The 22,409-nt window shown below is 33.3% G+C and carries 16 protein-coding genes; 10 read left to right on the forward strand and 6 right to left on the reverse strand.

The genetic code is table 11. The features are described 5' to 3' along the window. Positions 1–4 precede the first annotated feature (4 nt). On the reverse strand, positions 5–271 hold the full coding sequence (locus ACXAHM_RS04955; RefSeq protein ID WP_474959304.1) for a transposase: 267 nt from the start codon (positions 269–271) through the stop codon (positions 5–7). 197 nt (positions 272–468) lie between these two features. On the opposite strand from ACXAHM_RS04955, the gene ACXAHM_RS04960 reads away from it, so the two are divergent. Next, the gene (locus ACXAHM_RS04960) at positions 469–1,971 is read left to right on the forward strand and encodes a Fic family protein (RefSeq protein ID WP_474959305.1); all 1,503 of its coding nucleotides are present in this window, start codon (positions 469–471) and stop codon (positions 1,969–1,971) included. A gap of 102 nt (positions 1,972–2,073) precedes the next feature. Here the strand turns inward: ACXAHM_RS04960 and ACXAHM_RS04965 are convergent, their stop codons facing one another. Next, on the reverse strand, positions 2,074–2,580 hold the full coding sequence (locus ACXAHM_RS04965) for a DUF6933 domain-containing protein (protein WP_474959306.1): 507 nt from the start codon (positions 2,578–2,580) through the stop codon (positions 2,074–2,076). Between the two features lie 629 nt (positions 2,581–3,209). Here ACXAHM_RS04965 and ACXAHM_RS04970 point away from each other — a divergent pair. Further along, positions 3,210–3,713, forward strand: a complete 504-nt coding sequence (locus ACXAHM_RS04970; RefSeq protein ID WP_474959307.1) for a hypothetical protein — start codon at positions 3,210–3,212, stop codon at positions 3,711–3,713. 107 nt (positions 3,714–3,820) lie between these two features. On the opposite strand, the gene ACXAHM_RS04975 is transcribed toward ACXAHM_RS04970, so the two are convergent. Further along, positions 3,821–4,063, reverse strand: coding sequence for a hypothetical protein (locus ACXAHM_RS04975; RefSeq protein WP_474959308.1), 243 nt, complete (start codon positions 4,061–4,063; stop codon positions 3,821–3,823). 411 nt (positions 4,064–4,474) lie between these two features. Between ACXAHM_RS04975 and ACXAHM_RS04980 the strand changes: the two genes are divergently transcribed. Further along, a complete protein-coding gene (locus ACXAHM_RS04980; protein WP_474959309.1) occupies positions 4,475–5,554 on the forward strand; it encodes a DUF2235 domain-containing protein in 1,080 nt (359 codons plus the stop codon). Positions 5,555–5,623: 69 nt separating this feature from the next. Here the strand turns inward: ACXAHM_RS04980 and ACXAHM_RS04985 are convergent, their stop codons facing one another. The 3 genes from ACXAHM_RS04985 to ACXAHM_RS04995 all read right to left on the reverse strand — a co-directional run bounded on the left by ACXAHM_RS04985 (position 5,624) and on the right by ACXAHM_RS04995 (position 7,889). After that, a complete protein-coding gene (locus ACXAHM_RS04985; protein ID WP_474959310.1) occupies positions 5,624–6,184 on the reverse strand; it encodes a porin family protein in 561 nt (186 codons plus the stop codon). 178 nt (positions 6,185–6,362) lie between these two features. Further along, entirely contained in the window at positions 6,363–7,253 is an 891-nt protein-coding gene (locus ACXAHM_RS04990) for a sterol desaturase family protein (protein ID WP_474959311.1), read from the reverse strand. A gap of 78 nt (positions 7,254–7,331) precedes the next feature. Then, positions 7,332–7,889, reverse strand: a complete 558-nt coding sequence (locus tag ACXAHM_RS04995) for a Crp/Fnr family transcriptional regulator (RefSeq protein ID WP_474959312.1) — start codon at positions 7,887–7,889, stop codon at positions 7,332–7,334. A gap of 375 nt (positions 7,890–8,264) precedes the next feature. Between ACXAHM_RS04995 and bglX the strand changes: the two genes are divergently transcribed. The 7 genes from bglX (at position 8,265) to ACXAHM_RS05030 (ending at position 22,339) form a co-directional block, all read left to right on the forward strand. Next, entirely contained in the window at positions 8,265–10,544 is a 2,280-nt protein-coding gene (bglX, locus tag ACXAHM_RS05000) for a beta-glucosidase BglX (protein WP_474959313.1), read from the forward strand. A 36-nt stretch (positions 10,545–10,580) separates the two neighbouring features. Further along, complete coding sequence (locus ACXAHM_RS05005) at positions 10,581–13,544, forward strand: SusC/RagA family TonB-linked outer membrane protein (RefSeq protein WP_474959314.1); 2,964 nt, start codon at positions 10,581–10,583, stop codon at positions 13,542–13,544. Positions 13,545–13,556: 12 nt separating this feature from the next. Next, positions 13,557–15,083: a RagB/SusD family nutrient uptake outer membrane protein gene (locus tag ACXAHM_RS05010; protein ID WP_474959315.1), complete on the forward strand. Its 1,527-nt coding sequence runs from the start codon at positions 13,557–13,559 to the stop codon at positions 15,081–15,083. Positions 15,084–15,139: 56 nt separating this feature from the next. Then, positions 15,140–16,237: a LamG-like jellyroll fold domain-containing protein gene (locus ACXAHM_RS05015; RefSeq protein ID WP_474959316.1), complete on the forward strand. Its 1,098-nt coding sequence runs from the start codon at positions 15,140–15,142 to the stop codon at positions 16,235–16,237. After that, positions 16,237–17,562 carry a glucoamylase family protein gene (locus tag ACXAHM_RS05020; protein ID WP_474959317.1) on the forward strand — a complete coding sequence of 442 codons (1,326 nt, stop codon included), beginning with the start codon at positions 16,237–16,239 and terminating at the stop codon, positions 17,560–17,562. Before ACXAHM_RS05015 ends, ACXAHM_RS05020 begins: the two co-directional genes overlap by 1 nt. 75 nt (positions 17,563–17,637) lie before the next feature. Then, positions 17,638–19,452, forward strand: a complete 1,815-nt coding sequence (locus ACXAHM_RS05025; RefSeq protein ID WP_474959318.1) for a family 43 glycosylhydrolase — start codon at positions 17,638–17,640, stop codon at positions 19,450–19,452. Between the two features lie 94 nt (positions 19,453–19,546). Continuing rightward, positions 19,547–22,339, forward strand: coding sequence for a helix-turn-helix and ligand-binding sensor domain-containing protein (locus ACXAHM_RS05030; protein ID WP_474959319.1), 2,793 nt, complete (start codon positions 19,547–19,549; stop codon positions 22,337–22,339). Positions 22,340–22,409: the final 70 nt, after the last annotated feature.

A 22,409-nucleotide genomic window follows, 5' to 3' on the forward strand; every position in this document is an offset into this window, starting at 1 on the left:
TTCTTTAAAAAATCCACTTCAACTTGAAGTTTACCAATTTTCGCATAAAGCTCATCTTCTTTCCCTTCACTCGCTTTTTGAAGCTTCTTTTCTCTCCAGACTTTTCAAAAACACTTGATGCACCTTCTAGAAATTCCTTTTTCCATGCACTGATCTGAGTAGGATGAAGATCGTACTTCTGGGCTAATTCTGTAGTAGTCTGTAAATCTTTGATGGCTTCTAAAGATACTTTGGCTTTAAATTCTGAGGTGAATTTTCTTTTACTTTTCATAATACTGCAATTTACTTAATTATTAATTTTGATTGCAGTCCATTTTGATGGGGTAACTATAGTAATTCTGCCTGAATTAACATTACAAGTCCATAATTTCAATTAAGGGCCAAGAATAAAACGCACCACTTTTCATCAAAACACACAAAAACGCACCATTTATTTGACCTTTTGAACAAAAAAGTATAGGTTACTGTATGAATGCACCATTTTTCACAAAGGAGAAAGAAGAAAAGTTTAGTATTGGCTATGGTGCCATTATTGAAGCTTTCGAATTACCAATGTATTTTTCTGCAAAGCTTTATGATAAAAAAGTAAAGAGTTTTCCTAAAGATAAAGGTGAAACTTCAATGTTGGAATCTTTATTTTCTCATCTGCATTTCGCTCTAAAAAATGAAGGGGTTAATTTGTTATTCTTTGCTCTTTTATTCCAAAAATTAGAAGAGAAACAACTTATTGAGTTGGTACAAATAAAACATACTGGAGAGACATCAAGACGTATTTGGTTTTTGCTAGAGTTTACATCTCAAAAATTGCTTCCTATTGAAGATTTAAAATATAGGAAAGAGTATGTTTATGCATTGGATGAAAAGCTACAATTTGGTTTATCTGAGGGAGTGTTGTCAAAAAGACATAGAGTCATCAATAACTTACCGGGTACATCAGATTTCTGTCCTTTGTCAACTAAAACGGAGGCATTACTAAACTATACAGCACAATATAAAGGTTTTTCAGTCTCTTCTTTATTTGTCTCCTCTGATGCAAATGAAATCTTGATTGAGAAAATGGCTTATTCTCTTCTGCTCAAAGATTCCAAATCTTCGTTTATTATTGAAGGAGAAAATATAAATAACAGACGAGCACAAGAATTTGCCAAAGTATTGCGTAAAGCGGGTAAACAGCCTATTGATGCTCCCTTTCTTTTATCCTTACAGAAGGAAATCATGAAAGGATCTAAATTCAATAAGTTGGGTTTTCGTAACGAAGGTGGTTTTATAGGTGAACATGATTATGAGACAGGAGAACCCATTCCTTCACATATCTCAGCTCGTCATGAAGATATTGAAGCACTAATGGATGGGGTATATAAAAGCATTTTATCCATTGAAAAAGATGCTAATTTTGACCCTATCATTGCTGCTGCGAGCATTGCCTTTGGTTTTGTAAATATCCACCCCTTTTTTGATGGGAACGGAAGAGTTCACCGCTATTTAATTAATCATTTACTTAGTCTCAAAAAGATCTCTCTCCCTAATAGTACTTTCCCTATATCTGCTGCAATTCGTTACAATATTGAAGTGTATAGTAAAGTATTAGGCGCTTATTCAGAGGGTATTATTGATTATATTGATTGGGAGGAAACAGAAGATCTAAATGTAAGGGTATTATCTGATAGTAAAATCTATTATAGCTTTTTTGATGCGACTGCTTTTAGTCTATTTTTATATGAATGTTTTGAATATGCGGTCAAAGTATTAATCCCCAATGAGCTTAGCCTTACCCTTCATTTCAATATTTTCAAAGAGAAAATTAAAGAGGCTTACGATATAGAGGAACATCTTAATTCTCTTTTATTTAATTATCTAGAGCAAGGAAACGGAACACTTTCAAAAAGTGCTATCAAAAAATTCTTTAGTGAATATAATACTGAAGATATAGTATTTTTTGAGAAGTGTTATGAGGATGGGAAAGGGTATTAAGCTGTGAATTTTAAACAGTGTGCTAGTTCGTAGTGAAGTCTATTGACTTAACACATCGAAAAGCAAATAAGAAGTGATTCTTTTTCTTTTTTAAACTAACATCTAAATATGTAATAACATTTTTCTCATCTCATCATTTGGACTTCTATATTCTACCTTTTTTTCAGTACCAGGGAAAGTATAAATATAATTATTAAGATTTGTCAGTAATTCTTTCCTAGATGTTGCAATCTCCGCTACTAATGGAAAAAAGTACAATACCTCATTCATTATTCCCAATACTCTCCGTGAGTTTGTCTTACAGATAGAAGTTGTAGAAAAGCTTTCAAGATAATGATTTACAGCAGCTTCCTCGAAGCCACACCAAATTAAATCTTCTTGTAGTTGCAAACGAAATTCTTGATCAATATTCTTTAAAGTTTTGATTGTAGCATCTGGTAAGAAAGTAGCATATAATGTAGTTGAATGAACAAACAATAAACCTTTTTTACGGTGAAGTGGTAATAGGTTCACATACCAATTGTTCTGATTTACATCAGGTTTCTCTTGAGCTACTTTAAGTTGTTTTTTTGCCTTATCTAAGACTTTTTGTGTACAGCTATATATCATTATTTTATTAAATTATTAGATCAATACCTCTATCAAAGTTAAAAATGTTCATTATTCATGAAAAATAAAATAAGGGACAGAATCAATCTGTCTCTAAGCAAACCTATATTATTGAAAGCTTTTAAATAAATATTATTGGTTATTTCTTTTATATCGCAAGTGTTAAGTCGACAGGCGCCACTTGTGATAACATATTGGTGAAGTCTCCTGACTTCGAAATGAATGGAAATATGTTATTGAATATTTTAAAAGTGTAATAGAGAGTTGTTGATAATATTTTTTGATGTGTTGAATAAGAAGCTTAGTTGTTTTAAGTGCAGAAACTTAAACAGTGTGCTAGTTAGTAATGACACCTATCGGCTTAACACATCTAACAATTAAGGGGAAATTGTAACTAACTTAAAATTAGAATAATAAACTAAATATCATCTAATTTGAGATCATTTATCGTGTAAATATATGAACCCATAACAATGAAAATTTTAATTAATTTTTAATAATAACCTTTGACTTCTTAAAATATATTTCGTTATTCGCTTTTCATTTAACTGCTAAGCTATTTTATTTACTTCAATAATTTTTTTTATTAAATAGCTTATATTTTTTAACCAATACCTAAATTTTTTAAGATGAAAAAGTATTTATTTTTATTGATTCTTCCTTTTCTATTTGCTTCATGTAATGATGCAGGTGTTGACCCTCTTAGCTCACTAGTAAAAGATGGGGAGTATATTGTAACAAACTCTTATGGTGGTCAAAGTTTATATGCATTTGCTGAAGATGGCACATTCGAATTGATTAGATATTCAGCAACAGAAGATGATAATACGGATAGTGAAGGTATTGGTATTTCTAAAGGAACCTACTTTAAAGAGAATGATCAATACATAGGAACAATGACTGAAACTTTTAGTTATGGGATTGATTATAACAATGATATTCAATTCTTTGATCATGAATATGTATCATGGTCAGGTGCTTTTGATTTTGGAAACGATTATAGTACGGTCGATAAATCTGAAGCTACTTCATTATATAATGATACAGTAGATTTTATTTCAAATCAATTAGGTTACACTGTTCCTTTAGGTAATTTTGATTATGAAAAAGTCTTATCTGAGGAAACAAGATAATCAATATTTTGTTGTTTATTCAACATGATATGAAAGCTGTCTTAATATAAAATTGAGGCAGCTTTTTTCATTAAAAAAAATAGATTGCCTTATCTAAAAAGCACAACCTAAGGCAGCATCCCTCCTTCTCCAATCAAAACAGTTTTATGGTATAAGTGTGCTTTATCGAAAACGTGATGATTATAATCTAAATTTTGATCTGCATTTGTATCATGATTTAATTGATAAATCAACTCCATCGCCTCTGCTTTACCTATGTGTAACACTTGTCTATCGATAGCCATTATGGCAAATGTGGCCATCAATGAAAGGACTAGTGCGATTAATACAGCAATTATTGACTTTTTCATTTGTTGTAGCATTTAGTTTACTGAAAATATGAATCTTATCTTGTGCAGTTTTTTTCATTTCATCTACTGCTCTAAGGTTTAACTATTACAAATGTGAGTGTTGATGAGGAAATTAACAGTGATAATTGTCAATAAAACACTTGTTTAACTTTTATTTCGATTCTAGTAGTTGATTTACAAATTCTCTTTCCTACTTTTTTAGTATATTTCATTGAAGTAATAACCCTTTCATTATTACAAATCATATTTCATTCAAATTTTGAGTAATACAATTAATATTTGATCGAAAACACAGGGTAATTACTTCCTAAACTTTCAAAAACTGACTGGCATATCTTTTTCTTTAGTATTCAATGTCAGTTCATTAAAAAACTGAATTAAAACTAACTTTTACTATAAACTTTCTATACAATGAAAAAGATTGTTATTTGTTCCGATGGAACATGGAATAAGCCAGAAGAATATAAAAAAGAGCATTACCCTACAAATATTCTGAAGATTGCAAGAAGCATTGCACCAGAACATAATCAGCAAGTTTTTTATGATCATGGCGTTGGTTCTTATGGCAATATTTTTTCTAAAGTTTTGGGAGGTATCACAGGAAAAGGTATTGAAAAAAATATTAAGGATGCCTATCGATATATTGTTCAAAATTATTCTCCTGGAGATAAAATTTACCTTTTTGGGTTTAGTAGAGGAGCCTATACCGTTCGTGCATTATGTGGTTTGATTAATAATTGTGGCATTGTGAAAAGAGAAAATGCTAGTGCTATTGATGAGGCTTTTAATATCTATAAAAATACGCATAAAGATTATAAACCGAGTGGTGCTATGGCTCAGAAATTCTTTTTAGAAAATGCTCACCCTTCAAAAGAAATTACATTTGTTGGTGTTTTTGATACGGTGGGAGCACTTGGAATTCCTGTCTCTTTCTTGAAATTTTGGGGTAAAAAGAAGTATAAATTTTATGACCATAAAGTAAGTAGTAATGTAAAAGTGGCACGTCATGCTTTAGCAATTGATGAAAAAAGGAATGATTTCAAACCCACTTTATGGAAGAAAAGTGATACTACAGACATTAAACAAGTTTGGTTTGCTGGTGTACATAGTAATGTGGGAGGAAATTATGGACCTGATGAAAAAGACCAATCTTTTATTAGTGATATTCCGTTACAATGGATGATGGATGAAGTAGCTTCTCTTGAGAATGATGATGCCCTAGCGTTTGAATGTCATATGCTAAATTCTCTTACGTATAATGCTCTTTCTCGTATCGATAAGTCAAGAGAACATGTTTACAGACTTCGAAAAAAACTTCACCGTCCTATTGATCATAAAACAACAGAGATTCTTATTCATGAATCTGTAAAAGAGCGATGGGAAAATAATAAAGCGTATCGCCCCATTCAACTCGAACGCTTTCTAGAAAAAGAGAGTTTTGCTTGGGATAATTTTACTGAATGGAAAAAGGATGTTCAATACAAGTGTTAGAAAATTAATCATAAAAAAATGGCAGTCTAAACAAATTAGGCTGCCATTTATATATCTTATGAGTTAGGATTAGAAGTCGTAACTTACGCCAAAGTTAAACCCAAAGTTATTCAAGTCTTGAATTAAGAGATAGTCAAAGCTGAAAAAGACACCCAACTTATCATCTATATCATAGCCTAATCCACCACCTATAGTAAATCCAAAATCTGTATCAGATACAGAAACATCTGAAGTTGAACCACCGATGTCTGTCTCAACAGTTGCCGTTTCAGGAACAAATCCAATCCCTATTTTTCCAAATGGATGCAACTTCTCATTATTGACATCGAATTTATATTTGAAATTAAATAAGATAGGTACCAAAGAGTAGGATGTTTTTATTGTTGAACCAACAATTTCATCTTTAGAACTTGCGATATAGTAACCAATTTGAATACCTGCAGCCATATTGGGATTAAAATTATAATCTCCATAGAAGAAGAAGCCAAACCCAGTTGTAGATGATTCTGTATCAGATGGGCTCATCACTTGAGGCCCAATAGCAAACCCTGCTGTAAATTGATTTTGTGCTATTACATTAGTAGCACAAAACAGAAATAAGCTGAAGAGTAAAACTTTAATAGGTTTCATTTTATCAATTAAAATAGTTTTTAGTAATTCGTTTTATTGATTGGTTATCAGAATATTATAGTAAAAATGATGCATTATCAATTTATACTCTACTATTCCTCCATTTTTCCAGATATGATTCAATGATTTAATGACTAAATACTATTTTATGTTCCTATGGAATTTCTTTACATGAATATCAAACAACTTCCTCTTCATCACTTTTATAATACATCTCCCCCGTCGCATCATTCTTTTTAGTGAGTGAGTGTAATTCACTGCGTTTGTCTTTTGATTTAAAAATTGGAAAAAATAACTGTATGTACCAAGGTTCATTGATTCTGTTCCATGCACCAAATTTAGTGGGGTATTTTCGTGTGATTTTAGCCGTTCCAAATAAGATATCCCAGATAAAAAGTAGATTTCCGAAATTTCCATTAGGATGAGATATGCCATCATCTTCTGTCAAGCCATGATGTGCAAAGTGAGTACTTGGTGTTGAGATTGTTCTTTCAATGACCCATGCCAACGGATGCAAGATTTTATACTGATATAAGAAACGATCCCATTTGGTTTCGCTATGTGCCAAAATAATTACGACTAATTTGATGGGTAAATAAATAAAATAGGCATACCCCATTCCCAAGTAAATCAGAATAGCAGAAAACCAGATACCGGGCATTAAAGCATAATATAAAATTGCATTTCGATAAGTAACTAAAACACCCATTTCTTCTACTACATGATGTGGTCGATGTAATTTCCACATCGTATGACTGACATGTGATAAACGATGCCACCAATATTGCATCATGTCGTCAAATACTAAAAAGAAGAGAAAATGAATCCCAATTGGTAAATAGGCAAAATAATCAGCATACAGAGGAAAATAGTTTTCGCAAAACCAAAATACAAACAGGAATATACCAGGCTGAATCAGTATTGGCAAAGTGGCTAGACTTATTAATTCTATTGTAAAATCATTTTTTGTTCGTTTATCATGAAAATATAAACCACCAAAAGCTTCTAGCATCCCAACCACAAGAAGTAAGCATGTGGGGATGAGTTTACTGATTAATTCATTGTGCATTTCATTGTGTTGTTTGGTTGACAATGTAAAGTCATGAATAATCCGCAAGATTTTTTTAACCTATGTGAAAAAACATAATTAGTGAGATTTTTGAGCCCTAATTCTACTTAAACTTTGAGGTTTAATCCCTAAGTACCCTGCAATGTGTCCCAATTTTGCTCGTTGAAAAATATCTGGGTGTGTTAGTATTAGTTTATCATAACGTTCTTCTGCGGATGACGTTTGTAATTCCACAATCTTCTCTCCTAGTTTCAACATCACTTCAGTGAGTAGTTCTCTGAAAAATTTTTCTAAAGCAATGGAATGTTCTATGATTTGCTCGAGATCACTGTAAGAAATTGAACGCACTGTTGTGTCTTCTATCGCTTCAATGCCAAAATTACTTTCTTCTTTTTTAAAAAAGCTAGGAGGTATCGTGACAATCATGGCTTCATTGGCAAACCAATGGGTGATATCATTTCCATTTTTATCATAATAAAAATTTCGAATCATCCCTTTTTCAATAAAGAACATTTCAGTGCAAACTGTTCCAAGTTCGACAAGGCACTCTCCTTTTTTGAAAGTCTTTTGTTTTGCTTTTTGAAAAAAAGTATGCGACACATCTGGATCGAGTTGTTGAAGGTTAAGTTGTATCATCGATGAATAAAATGTAGAAAAAAAATTGAAGTATAAATAATCCGCTATAAGTAAAGAAAACCTACGTTAAATTGAAAATTTAGAAAAGGAATAAGTGTACCTAAAACGATATTAACACAAAAACAAAGAAATAGATGATGTGATTTCATCTTATCATTAAATAACATCATCATTTATTATCGATCAATAACAAATATTTTAAACACTCATTATCAGTAGATTAACGATCACATCTTTTGATGATAACTTTTTGATGTGATTTTAAATTGCAGAAATACACTTATTAATCTCCATATTTGCATCAACAACGATCGTCGAACTTAATTTTATTTTTAAATCCGCAAAATGGATTGTGTATAGTTGAAAAATTACTAAATGAAACTATTAAACAGAACTTCGGTATTAATTCTATCAATTTTTTCTTTATTCTCGTGTGAGACGCAAAAGAAATCGCAAACTGATTGGAAGAGTTACAGTAATGATAAAGTCATCGAACAAAAAGTAGATTCGGTTTTATCATTAATGACATTAGAAGAGAAGATTGGTCAAATGACTCAATTTTCAGGACATGGTACACTTACAGGTCCTCAAATCAATGATGACTTCAAAGTATACTTAGAAAAAGGATACGTTGGAAGTATGTTCAATGTTTTCGGTGCTGAAGGGTTGAGAAAATTACAGGAAAATGCGATGAAGCATTCTCGCCTTAAAATTCCAATTCTATTTGCAGCAGACGTAATCCACGGTTACAAAACTACATTCCCAATGCCATTGGCCGAATCTTGTAGTTGGGATTTAGAATTAATGGAAAAAAGTGCACGTATCGCAGCAATTGAAGCAACTTCAGCAGGTATTAGCTGGACATTTGCTCCAATGATTGACATTGCAAGAGATCCAAGATGGGGTCGTGTCATGGAAGGTGCTGGTGAAGATGTATTCTTAGGAAATGCTATTGCTCAAGCTAGAGTAAATGGTTTTCAAGGTATTAATAGCTACAAAGACTTTTCTGATATTCATACAATGTTAGCTTGTGCAAAGCACTTCGTAGGATATGGTGCTGCATTAGCAGGTAGAGATTACAACAGTGTTGATGTTTCAGACAGAACACTTAGAGATACTTATTTCCCTCCTTTCAAAACAAGTGTAGACAATGGAGTTGCGACTTTTATGACTTCGTTTAACACTGTAAATGGTGTCCCTGCCACTGGTAATCGCTATTTATTCAAGGATGTATTAAGAAACGAATGGGATTTCAGAGGTATGGTCGTAACGGATTACACAGCGATCAACGAAATGATTCCTCATGGTTATGCTAAAGATTTGAAGCAAGCCTCAGAAAAAGCATTAAATGCTGGTATTGATATGGATATGAACGGTGCTGCTTACATTCAACATCTAAAACAATTAGTGGAAGAAGGTAAAGTCACTGAAGACCAAATCAATGTAGCAACAGCTAGAATTCTTGAATTAAAATTCTTACTTGGTTTATTTGATGATCCATACAAATACATGGATACAAAAAGAGAGCAAGAAAATACGATGACGGATGAGTTCTTAGCAGAAGCTTTAAAAGGTGCGGAAAGATCTGTTGTTTTACTGAAAAATGAAGGAAACGTTTTACCTATCGCTGCTAACTCTAAAAAACGTATCGCTTTAATTGGTCCAATGATCAAAGAAAGAGAAAGTTTAAATGGTGAGTGGGCGATTAAAGGTGATCGTTCTCAGAGTGTTACACTTTACGAAGGTTTGACAAATGCTTATCAAGCAGCAAAATTCTCTTATGCAAAAGGAGCTGATTTAAAAGGAAAAGCCAATCAAAAAGAAATCAATAAAGCGGTTAGAACAGCTAGAAATAGTGATATAGTTGTACTTGCACTTGGTGAAGATTTCAACTGGTCGGGTGAAGCAGCAAGTAGATCTGATATTCAAATTCCTGAAGCGCAACAAGAATTGATGAAAGCCATCAAGAAAACAGGTAAGCCAATTGTTCTTGTTTTACACAATGGTAGACCGTTAGACCTTACTTGGGCCAATGAAAATGTTGATGCAATTGTTGAAGGTTGGTATTTAGGTATTAGATCAGGTGATGCGATTGCCAATATCCTGTCAGGTAAGTACAACCCTTCTGCGAAGCTTACAATGTCATTCCCAAGAAATGTAGGTCAAGTTCCGATCTATTACAATGCATTAAACACGGGTAGACCGTTAGATCCTCAAAACCCTCAAGATTATAAATCATTCTATCTTGATGTTGATAATACACCACTTTATCCTTTCGGATATGGTTTAAGTTATACGCAATTTAAATACTCTGATTTTACATTATCTTCTAAAGAATTAAAATCAGGTGGTTCTATTAAAGCATCGATCAAGATTACAAATACTGGAAATCAATCAGGTGAAGAGATTGTACAATTGTACACACAAGATCTGTTTGCTTCTGTGGCACAACCTGTAAAGCAATTGAAAGGTTTCCAAAAGATTAAACTTAAGAAAGGGGAGTCAAAAACAGTCTCATTCGAGATTACTCCTGAAATGTTATCCATTATTGATATCAATAATAACAACGTAACAGAAGAAGGTGAGTTCAAACTTTGGATTAGTTCAAACTCATCGGATGTAGCAAATGAAGTGAAGTTTTCATTTGTAAAGTAAACTATTCATTCTTCTAATTTTTAAATTGAAATGAACATGAGAAAATTACTACTAATTTTTATTTTTAGTATTTCTTGCCTGTCTCTTCACGCCCAAGAAATTTTATCGGGTGTGGTCAAAAACAAAGCAGGTGAAGGTGTAATTGGCGCAACTGTCCAAATTTTAGGTACACAAAACGGTACAATTACAAACATCGATGGTGAGTTTTCATTGAGTGGATTAAGCCTAAATGATTCTATCAAAGTTTCTTCTGTTGGCTTTATTGCTCAAAAACTAAAAGTTACCTCTTTTAAGCCTATCCAAATTACTTTGGAGGAAGACTTCGAACAACTAGAAGAAGTAGTTGTAGTGGGTTATGGTGTAATGAAAAAGAGTGACTTAACAGGTGCTGTAGCAAGTATTAAAAGTGATGATGTAGAAAAAATCCCTTCTTCTAATCCATTACAAGCACTACAAGGTAAAGTTTCTGGTGTACAAATTACTTCTGGTAATACACCGGGTAGTTCTCCAAAAGTACAAATTAGAGGTGTTGGTACAACGGGTAACTCTAGCCCTCTATATGTAGTGGATGGTATGTTATTGGATGATATCGGATTTTTAAGTTCAAATGATATCGCTTCAATGGAAGTATTAAAAGATGCTTCTGCAACTGCAATCTACGGATCAAGAGGTGCAAATGGTGTTGTGATCATCACTACGAAACAAGGTAGCAAAGGAAAAGCGAAAGTAACTTTTGGTACTTACATGGGTATGCAAAAAGTCGCTTCTACTCCTAACATGGTTAATGCACAAGAGTATGCAATGCTTCAAAATGAAGTGCTTCACAATCAAGGTTCTGATTTACTTTACACACAAGAAGAAATCAACAACATGGGTGAAGGTACAGATTGGATTGATGAAGCAACAAGAACTGCTCCTATTCAAAATTACCAAGTAGGTGTTTCTGGAGGTTCAGAAAATGTAATGTACAATATTACAGCTGGATATTTCAATCAGTTAGGTGTTGTAGAAGGTTCAGGTTATGATCGTTTCAACTTAAGAATCAACAATACTTATAAACTATCTGATAAGGTAAAGATTGGCCACAATATCGCCTTCTCAACGTACAACAGTATCAACGAAGGTGTTGATTTAGGAGATGCTTACAAAGCCGACCCAACTATGCCGGTGTATGATGAAAATGGTTACTTCGGTTCAGGTACAAACAATGATATCGGTAACCCAATGGCTTCTTCATACTACAACAACAATACAAGTAATGGTAACCGTTTAGTAGGTAACTTATACTTAGACTATGAAATCGCAAAAGGTTTAACATTCAAATCTAATGTTGGTTTAGACTATTCTACAAATGACGGTGTTGCTTATACTCCTGAATATTATGTAAGTGGTAAACAATTTAGCGATATATCAACACTTCATGTAAGTGGAAATGAATACAGTGCTTTATTATGGGAAAATACATTAAACTACAACAAAACAATTGGTAAGCATAGCATCAATGCAGTAGTTGGTATTACAACACAAAGCAATAACAGTAATGGATGGAATGGTTCAGAAAATGATGTACCAAACGATCCTAACATGTGGTACTTAGGTACTGGTAGTGTAGACAGTAGAAATGTTACACAATGGGCGAATGCAAACTCATACCTTTCCTTCTTAGGTAGAGTAAATTATACTTACAACAGCAAATATTTAGCAACGGTATCTTTCCGTTCTGATGGATCATCTCGTTTCGGTGAAAGCAACAAATTCGGTGTTTTCCCTTCAGTAGCCTTAGGATGGAGAATCTCTGAAGAAGATTTCTTAAAAGACAGCGATCTTATAAGCAACATGAAATTCCGTGCAAGCTGGGGTAGAATTGGTAATGACAAAATCGGTGATTACAGCCAATATTCATTAATCAATGACAACTTAAACCCTGTTTTTGGTCCTGATCAAGGTTTCCAACAAGGTGGTACAGTGACAGACATGGCCAATTCAGATTTGAAATGGGAAACTGTTGAGCAATTTGACATCGGTATGGAAGTAGGATTCTGGGATGATAAATTGACAATGGATGCTGATTATTATATCAAAAATACAAAAGACATGTTGGTGTACATCACACCTCCAGGTTTAGTTGGTTCAGAAGCTGCAGTACCTTCAAATATCGGTGAGGTATTGAACAGAGGTTTTGATTTCAATGTTCAGTGGAATGATCAAATTGGAGATTTACACTATACAATTGGTGCCAACATCTCTACGATCTACAACGAAGTAATTGCTTTAGATCCGAACAACCCTTACATCTACGGTGGTGATTTAGGCAACGGTCAACAAGTTACTTTAACTACTCCAGGTCAACCTATCGGTTCTTTCTACGGATATGAAACAGCAGGTGTATTCCAAAACCAAGAGCAAATCGAAAGTTCTGCTCACCTTCCAGGAACTCAACCTGGCGATATGATCTATGTGGATCAAAATGGTGATGGTGTAATTGACGAAAACGATAAAACATTCATCGGTAGCCCAATTCCTGATTTCATTTATGGTATCAACTTGGGTGTTGAATACAAAAACTTTGACTTATCAGTTTTAATTCAAGGTCAAGCAGGAAACGAAATCTACAATGCGAAGAAAGCGGTAAGATGGGGTACTACTAACTTCGAAGAGTCTTACTTAGGAAGATGGACAGGTGAAGGTACTAGTAACTCCGAACCAAGAGTAACAAACGGTGGTGTAAACTACGAAGTATCTGATCGTTTCATCGAAGATGGTTCTTACATCAAGTTAGGTAACGTGACTTTAGGTTACACATTACCTGAACATCTTACAGAAAAGATTTTCATCTCAAACTTAAGAGTTTATAGTTCAGTTTCTAACATCTACTTATACCAACCTTATAAGTCATATAGTTCTGAAATCAGCTATACATCTCCATTGTCAGCAGGTATTGACTTCAATACATATCCATTAACTGCGACATACACATTTGGTTTAAATGTAACTTTCTAAGATTGAATTGACATGAAAAAGATATTAATATATTCACTTGCTGCATTTCTTTTAAGTGCAAATACAGCTTGTACAGACTTTTTAGAAAAAAATCCTCAAGGGCAAGAAACTTCTGCGGATTACTTTGAAACAGAAGATGGTGCTTTAAAAGCAACGAATGCAATTTATGAAAGCCTTAGAGGTTGGAATACAACGGCTTGGGGTCCTATCGGAATGGTAGATATCGCTTCTGATGATGCAGACAAAGGTTCTACATCTACAGATAGCTATGATATGATCGAGTTAAATAATGCTTCCTATTTTGCTAATAACGGTACAATTGAAGGTTATTACAAAGATCATTACCAAGCGATCAACAGAGCGAATCAAGTAATTGTAAATGTTCCTGCTGGTGATTTTGATCCTGAATTAAAAAATAGATTTATCGCTGAAGCGAAATGTTTGAGAGGATTCTTTTACTTCAACTTAGTGAGAGCGTTTGGTGGTGTGCCAATGGTAGACCGTCTATTAAATCCAGATGAATATAAAATGGGACGTTCTTCAAGAGAAGAAATTTATGATTTTATTATTCAAGATCTTGAAGAAGCTGCTTTAGTATTGCCTACGAAATCACAATATGACCTTTCTGAATTGGGTAGAGTGACAAAAGGTACAGCAGAGGCTTTATTAGCGAAAGTATACTTATTCAAAGCGTCTTACACAGGTTCAGTGGAAGATTACCAAAAATCTTTAGAAGCTGCTGAAAATGTAATCATGTCAGGTGAATACTACTTATACCCTAGCTTTGCTGATATCTTCAAAGAAATTGGTGAAAACAGTTCTGAATCAATTTTTGAAGTTCAAACACATGATTTTGAGCAAGGTGGCGGTAGCAGTCAATTTACTGAAATCCAAGGTATCCGTTCAAATATGTTGAACAAAGGATGGGGTTTCAATGTACCTTCAAAGTCGCTGAGAGATGAATTCGAAGAAAATGATCCTCGTTATGATGCTACAATTATTACTGCTGGTCAAACATTATACGATGGTGAAGTAGTGCCAAGACCTGCTGATGGCATCTTCGGTGATAACTCAGATCCAATCAGTGAATTCTACAGCTATAAAGTGTATGCTCCTTCTCACAATGGAGGCAATAACAATAGCCCAATGAACATCCGTCTTTTAAGATATGCTGACATCGTTTTAGTGGCAGCAGAAGCAGCTAATGCAACTGGTAATTCTTCAAAAGCTTTAGGTTACTTAAACAGTGTTCGTGAAAGAGCAAGAGGTAGTAAAAATGTACTTCCTGATGTGACAGTTACAGAAATGACAGCACTTAGAAAAGCAATCTGGCATGAACGTCGTGTTGAACTTGCAATGGAACAACATAGATATTTCGATTTGATGAGAATGGATAATATTGAAAATGGATATGCTAAGCAAAAGTTATCTGAAAATGGAGATAACGTATTTGATGCTGGCAAAAACAAGGTCTATCCTATTCCTCAATCAGAAATCAATGCAGTGGGTAGCGTATTAGAACAAAACCCTAATTACTAAGAAATGAATAAATGACAGTTGTATTTCGGTACAACTGTCCTTAAAAGATATATGTTATGAAAGGAAAATTAATGTCTATCATCGGTTTAGCTTTTTTAGCTAGCTGTGGATTAAACCATGAAGAAGTAAGTTCAATCCAGGGACCTCCTACCAATGACGCAAGAGATACTATTAATGTTGCTCCTGAACCTATCGAAGGAATTCAGTTAGTTTCTCCACAAAATGAACAAACACACATTACGTTTGACAAGGAAGTTCAATTGACTTGGGAAGTAGAAAAATTAGGTTTATCGTATGAGTTATTCTTATGGAAAGCTGGCGAAGAGATGCCTTCTGAAGCTACAGTAACAGGTATTCTTGATAATTTTTACGTGGTGACTGATCTTGAATCAAATACACAATACAATTGGGTGGTAACAGGTAAAGATGTTACGTCTGAATTTGTATCTGAAGAGCAATCTTTCTTTACTTCTGAAGTTTCATTAGACGAATTATTTGAAACAAAAGTGATCGGTTTATCTTTCAACAATAGTGTTGAAGATGATGAAAACGCATTTGAAGTAGAAAACGTTGGTGCAAGTTTTACAAATGACCGTTTTGGTAATGGACAAAGTGCCTTTAACGGTTCAAATGATATTGAAGGTGGTACGGCTGCAATCGTTACCTATGACGAAAGATTAAATCCTGGTATCATGTCAGTTTCTATCTGGGTAAAACCAACGGACCTTGCAAATGCTGGATGGATCTACTCTATGCAAAGATGGGAAGGTTTCAGTATGAAAAGAGAAGGCGACGGTCGTATTAAAAACATGTACTTCCAAGAAACGTCTAACTGGGGCGCAGTTGACTTCTTTACTGAAGGAATTGAAATGGATGAATGGACAAACATTATCATTACTGTTGATGGAAATGTTCGTAAAGTATTCTACAATGGTGAATTAGTAGATGAAATTGAAGCTTTAGGTCCAGTTGTATTCAACGCAGGTCTTGGTTCTAACTTAATCATTGGTGGACAAGTTGAAAATAACAACACCAATCTTCAAGAATTCTTCACAGGTGGTATTGATGATTTCAGAATTTTCTCAGGCGCGATGTCTGATGATGCGGTGAAAACATTCTACAATTACGAATCAAACTATAATCCTAATTTATAATGAGAAAGCAAATTTCAAGTATTTTTACTGCAATGGTAGCTGTACTTTTAACAGTTGCTTGCTCAAAAGCCTCTGTAGAAGTCAGCCCTGGGTTGCCGATCTATGATGATGAGGAAAAGACTCCTTTAACCAATGAGGAATTAATGGATGTAGTTCAAGAAGCTACTTTCAAATATTTCTGGGATTATGGTCACCCTGTTTCTGCCCTTTCAAGAGAAAGAAGTAATGGAGATGATGAAATAGTCACTTCTGGTGGTTCTGGATTCGGTATCATGGCTATCATTGTTGGTGTTGAAAGAGGATACATCACTAGAGAAGAAGGTGCTCAGCGTTTAGTCAAAATGTATGAGTTTCTACAAAATGCAGATCAATTTCATGGTGCTTTTTCACATTGGTTGAATGGTACTTCAGGTAAAGTGAAACCATTCTCTCAAAAAGATGATGGTGGTGATTTAGTAGAAACTGCATTCTTAATTGAAGGTGTGATTACCTCTAGAAACTACTTCAACGGAAACAATGAAGTGGAAGAAAAATTAAGAACTTTAGCGACAGAAATTTGGGAAGGTGTTGATTGGGATTGGTATCGTAATGGTACTGATAAATTGTACTGGCACTGGAGTCCAAATTATGATTTTGAAATGAATATGCCTTTGGCTGGATTCAATGAAACTCAGATCACTTATTTATTAGCTGTAGCTTCTCCTACCCATGCAATTCCTGCTTCTCTTTATGATTCTAGCTGGAAAAATGGTGAAGGACGTTATGAAGAAAGTCTTTTAAATGATACTGCAAAACCATTGTTCTGGGCACACTATTCATACATTGGATTAGATCCCAATTTTACGGATGGAACGTCTACAAAAACATACTTTGAATTGTTCAGAGAACGTACTTTAGAAAACAGAAGATGGTGTATTGAACAACAAACAAAATATCCTTATTATGGTGAAAACCAATGGGGATTGACGGCTAGTGATGATCCGTTTGTTGGGTATATGGCACATGAGCCAACTACTCAAAATGACAACGGAACGATCACTCCTACTGCTGCTTTATCTTCTATTGTGTACACTCCTGAAGAATCACTTGGAGCGATGCGTTATTTCTACGAAGAGCTTCCAAGTTTATGGGGTGAATATGGTTTCAAAGATGCATATAACTTATCAAATGGTGATTGGTACGCTGATTCTTATTTAGCTATTGACCAAGGTCCAATTATCACAATGATCGAAAATTATAGAAGTGGTATTCTTTGGCAATACTTTATGATGGATGAAGATATCCAGAAAGGTTTCCAAGAATTAGGTTGGAACGTCTATAAGTAATTTTAATTCACTTTAAAAAACCAATAAAGTCATTTATTAGTATAGATTTTATTGGTTTTTTTTATTCAATATAAAATGAAAAGATTTTTACAAATTGTAGCAATGCTACTATTAACATCATTGTCTACTTATGCTCAAAATGTAGAAATAATTCCACAAACTTATTGTAATCCTGTAGACATAGATTACTCCTATATGGTTTATAATTCATCCAGAGATATTTCTTATAGATCTGGAGCAGACCCTGCTGCAGTAGAATTTAGAGGGGAATACTATTTATTTGTCACTCGCTCATTTGGTTATTGGCATTCATTAGATTTGGTAAATTGGGAATTTATCCGTCCAAAAAACTGGTATTTTGAAGGAAGTAATGCTCCTTCAGCATTTAATTATAAAGATTCATTACTTTATATGACAGGTGACCCTGCTGGATATGGATCCATCATGTATACGGATGATCCAAAAAATGGAGAATGGCAAGCGGTACCTTCAATAGTGGATAATATTCAAGATTCTGAAATTTTTATTGATGATGATGGTCAAGCTTATTTATATTGGGGTTCATCAAACCTTTATCCTATCAAAGTAAAGCAATTGAATAAAGAACATCGAATGATAAAAGAAGGGCAAGAAACTGCTCTAATTAACCTTGATGAAGTAAATCATGGTTGGGAAAGATTCGGTGAAAATAATTACCATCCAACTATAAAAGAAGGATATATAGAAGGTGCTTCGATGACAAAACATAATGGTAAATATTACCTTCAGTATGCTGCTCCAGGTACTCAATTTAATGTATATGGAGAAGGTGCCTATGTTTCAGATTCACCTTTAGGTCCTTTTAAATACCAACCTAACAATCCTTATTGCTTTAAGCCTGGTGGATTTATGAATGGTGCTGGTCATGGAACTACCATGAAAGATGAAAAAGGACAATATTGGCATTTTGCTACAATGGCTCTTGCTTCTAACTCGCATTGGGAAAGAAGAATTTGTATGTATCCTACATATTTTGATCAAGATGATCTAATGTATACAGATACTTACTTTGGTGACTATCCAAGATACGGTGCAAATGCTGGGCAGTGGAAAGGAAAACATACTGGCTGGATGTTACTTTCTTATAAAGCACCTACTACAGTTTCTTCTTTACATATTGCTGAAAAGAAAACAACTTCAACTGATAATGAGTTTGCGGTTGAAACTGAAGAAGTAAATAGAAATGGAAATAATGAATTTACTACTTCATATATTACGGATGAAAATACGAAATCTTACTGGGTAGCTGAATCTAATAACGATAAACAATGGGTTGAAATTGATTTACAGGAAAAAGCTAAAATTTATGCTTTTCAAATTAACTATACTGATTACAAATCTGATACATATACAAAGGTCGACACATTAAAACATCGTTATACAATTCAGGTTTCTGATAATGGGAAAGAATGGAAAACAATTATCGATAAATCAAATAGCTTTAAAGATACACCAAACGCTTATATTCCATTAGAACAACCTGTTGAGGCAAGATATGTAAAATATAACCACGTTTATGCTCCAAACTCATATTTATCAATCTCAGACTTAAGAGTTTTTGGATTAGGAAAAGGAAAAAAACCTTCAATTCCTAAAAATTTTACGATTCAGAGACAAAATGATACACGAGATATCCATTTTAAATGGGAAAAAGTTCAAGGAGCAATAGGATATAATATTATTTGGGGTATCTCGCCTGATAAAATGTATAGTTCGTGGTTAATTTATGAGGATAATGAAATACTTATGAGAAACTTTGATAAAAACACGACTTATTATTTTAGAATTGAAGCTTTTAATGAAAATGGAATTTCAAAAAGGTCTCAAATTCAGGAAAGTAGTGTAGAATAATAAGCCCTCTTTCTTGTTAAGGATATCTAACCAAATATCCTTCTTACCCATGATTTATTTACTTTAGATAAAATTCTGAATTGTTGAATAAATCATGGGTAGATTCTTTTTAATATTTCTTGTATTCTTTTTGATCCAGAGCAGGACTATTTTTGCTCAGGATGAAATACAATTATTAAAAGCACCTCCCGTTGAAAACTTTGACAAGTCTACTTATAACGCCGAAAATCAAAATTGGTGTATTGTTCAAAATAAGAAAGGGATCATTTATTCAGCCAATACTTTAGGTTTACTTGAGTTTGATGGCGAAGATTGGGTATTACATCCTAGCAATGAACCGTTACATACTATTACCTTAGCCAACGATAAAATCTTTGTTGGCGGTATCAACACCATTGGATATTACGAAAAAGTTGAAGATAAATTTCAATACCATCCCATCACAGATGAAGACTTTCAAGATGAAATTTGGAAATCCTTTCGCATCAAAAACAAGATTCTTTTCCAATCTTTCAACAGCTTTTATATTTATGATCTTGAAACAAATGAATTAAGTAATAAAAAACTTACTCAAGGGAATATTTCTTATGCTTTCTTAGCAAAAGATAATGCCCATTTTTATTACCAAATTCTATTCAATGATATTCAAAAGGACAACTTAAAATCCACGAAACAAACCATTAGTGATCCTCAATTAAAAAATTGGATGATTAAGTATATCCATGAAATCAATGATCATGAACTGTTTATTGGCACTTTTAAAAATGGCCTTTATCTCTTTAAAAACAACAAATTAATTCTACTCAATAATGAATTATCATCTTTCCTTTCGGAGGCACGATTAAATGTTGTGCAGCCTATTGAAAAAGATGTATATGCATTTGGTACACTAGACAAAGGAGTTGTTGTAGGAAATATTAAAACAGGTAAAATTCTTTATTATCTCTCTACAAAAAATGGTTTAAAGAGTAATAGGATACATTCTTTATATTATAATGATGGCATTTTATGGGCTGGAAGTGAATTAGGTATTTCAAAAATAAAACATAACTACCCTGTTTCATTTATTAAAGATCCACTTTCTGAAATTGGACCAGTGTATGATGCCGTTATTTTTAATAAAAAAATTTATATTGGCACAAATCAAGGAGTTTATTACAGCAATGACTCTATTACCGCACCCGTTTTACATCTTAAGTTGCTTCCTTCTTCTCAAGGACAAGTATGGAACCTTGAAGTGATTGATAATCAACTATTCTGTGGACATAATGAAGGGGTTTTTGAGATAAAAGGAAATCAATTCATTAAGAAGTATAACAATGGCGGTGGCTATACATTTCTAAAAAGTCAATTTAATCCAGATGTAATGTTCCAGACTTCTTATTATGGTCTGAACATATGGAAGAAGGAAAACGGCACATGGATCTATAAGAATACAATCAAAGAAATCAATTCATTAACTCGTGATATTATTGAGTTAGATGATACTTCATTGATCATTACAGATACTTGGGGTAAGCTTTTTAGGGTATTATTTACAGATGATTATCAAAAAGTAAAATATGTAGATGACCTTTCACATCAAGATCGTTTCGAAGATTCACATAGATACAGATTATTTACTATCAATAATGATAAAGTAGTTACAACGGATGAGAGCCTTGTTTATCTCAATGAATCCAATCAAGAACAAATTGATTTACAAGATATTGAATATATTTCAGAAGGCATTGATCAACTTTATATCGTCAAAGCTAAAGGGCAATTAAACCTTTTTGATGCGAATGTTTATAAATTTCAAAATATAAAATCTTCGATCAAAGAACTAGGACAAAATCAAGTCTACAATTACGAAAATATTCATCAGATAGATAAGGAAAACTTTTTTATTGCCTTTGTGGAAGGTTTCGGAATATTTAATCCTAAAAAAGTAGTTTCCTACAAATACAAACATTACTATCCAGAGATTAGAGCGGTTCAGTTTTTTGATCATAAAAACAAACATGTCTTAGATACTTTAATCTCTACCGTCCCTAAAGAATATAATTCATTAAAAATTGAATTCAGTTCGATGAATTATTATGAAAAAGTACGTTTTAGTGTGATGCTAGAAGGATATGATTCTACTTGGGTTGACATAGGCTATTGGAATAAAACGCAGTATCAGAATTTGCCTTCAGGAGCGTATGATTTTTGGGTCAGAGACAATGAAAGTCAACTTAAAACACATTATAAGTTTGAAATAGAGAAATCATTCTTACTTTCAAAAACAATGATAGGCTTCTATACCCTACTAGGTTTCCTATGTATTGTTTTCATTATTCGATTCAATAGGCTCTTCTTAAAAAAAGAAAAACTAAAAATCTTATTGAAAAAACGTGAAGATTTAAATCATCAAAGAGAAATCAATAAGAAACATTTGGCACTGATGGAAGCCAATGAATTGAAACAAGAATTGATCAGTAAAGATGAAAGTTTATCGGAATTATTAGCGCAAAGCTCCAAAAACAAAGACATCCTTACTCAGTTGAAAGATCAAGTCGATAACATGAAAAGTGTGCAATCGAATAAGAAAGATCAAGCGATCAAAAAACTTGATACTATTCTTAATTCTGAATATGATGATAAAGAAAACTGGCTAGTTTTTGAAGCTTCCTTTAAGAAAATGCATGCTCATTTCTTTGAAAATTTAAAGAAAGCACATCCTAATTTAACAGCAGAGGACCTTAAATTGTGTGCTTATTTAAAAATAAACCTGACTACGAAAGAACTCGCGCCTATATTTAATATTACGCCAAAAAGTGTGGACTTGAAAAGGTATCGACTTCGTAAAAAAATGGGGCTTGACAGAGGTATAAAACTGAATGAATACTTCGATAAGTTTTAATACTCTGGGAGAACATTTCATCATTTAATTTTGTAAAAAAGTGTCATTTTCATTAGCTTTTGCGTTGATA

The organism is Flammeovirga sp. AWQ4_249 (assembly GCF_056161045.1).

Coding starts and splice junctions, on each gene's coding strand:
- ACXAHM_RS04965 (WP_474959306.1), bottom strand. CDS start 2,580: ATGATATATAGCTGTACACAAAAAGTCTTAGATAAGGCAAAAAAACAA.
- ACXAHM_RS05005 (WP_474959314.1), top strand. CDS start 10,581: ATGAGAAAATTACTACTAATTTTTATTTTTAGTATTTCTTGCCTGTCT.
- ACXAHM_RS04995 (WP_474959312.1), bottom strand. CDS start 7,889: ATGATACAACTTAACCTTCAACAACTCGATCCAGATGTGTCGCATACT.
- ACXAHM_RS05020 (WP_474959317.1), top strand. CDS start 16,237: ATGAGAAAGCAAATTTCAAGTATTTTTACTGCAATGGTAGCTGTACTT.
- ACXAHM_RS04970 (WP_474959307.1), top strand. CDS start 3,210: ATGAAAAAGTATTTATTTTTATTGATTCTTCCTTTTCTATTTGCTTCA.
- ACXAHM_RS04990 (WP_474959311.1), bottom strand. CDS start 7,253: ATGCACAATGAATTAATCAGTAAACTCATCCCCACATGCTTACTTCTT.
- ACXAHM_RS04980 (WP_474959309.1), top strand. CDS start 4,475: ATGAAAAAGATTGTTATTTGTTCCGATGGAACATGGAATAAGCCAGAA.
- ACXAHM_RS04975 (WP_474959308.1), bottom strand. CDS start 4,063: ATGAAAAAGTCAATAATTGCTGTATTAATCGCACTAGTCCTTTCATTG.
- ACXAHM_RS05015 (WP_474959316.1), top strand. CDS start 15,140: ATGAAAGGAAAATTAATGTCTATCATCGGTTTAGCTTTTTTAGCTAGC.
- bglX (WP_474959313.1), top strand. CDS start 8,265: ATGAAACTATTAAACAGAACTTCGGTATTAATTCTATCAATTTTTTCT.
- ACXAHM_RS04955 (WP_474959304.1), bottom strand. CDS start 271: ATGAAAAGTAAAAGAAAATTCACCTCAGAATTTAAAGCCAAAGTATCT.
- ACXAHM_RS05030 (WP_474959319.1), top strand. CDS start 19,547: ATGGGTAGATTCTTTTTAATATTTCTTGTATTCTTTTTGATCCAGAGC.
- ACXAHM_RS05025 (WP_474959318.1), top strand. CDS start 17,638: ATGAAAAGATTTTTACAAATTGTAGCAATGCTACTATTAACATCATTG.
- ACXAHM_RS04985 (WP_474959310.1), bottom strand. CDS start 6,184: ATGAAACCTATTAAAGTTTTACTCTTCAGCTTATTTCTGTTTTGTGCT.
- ACXAHM_RS05010 (WP_474959315.1), top strand. CDS start 13,557: ATGAAAAAGATATTAATATATTCACTTGCTGCATTTCTTTTAAGTGCA.
- ACXAHM_RS04960 (WP_474959305.1), top strand. CDS start 469: ATGAATGCACCATTTTTCACAAAGGAGAAAGAAGAAAAGTTTAGTATT.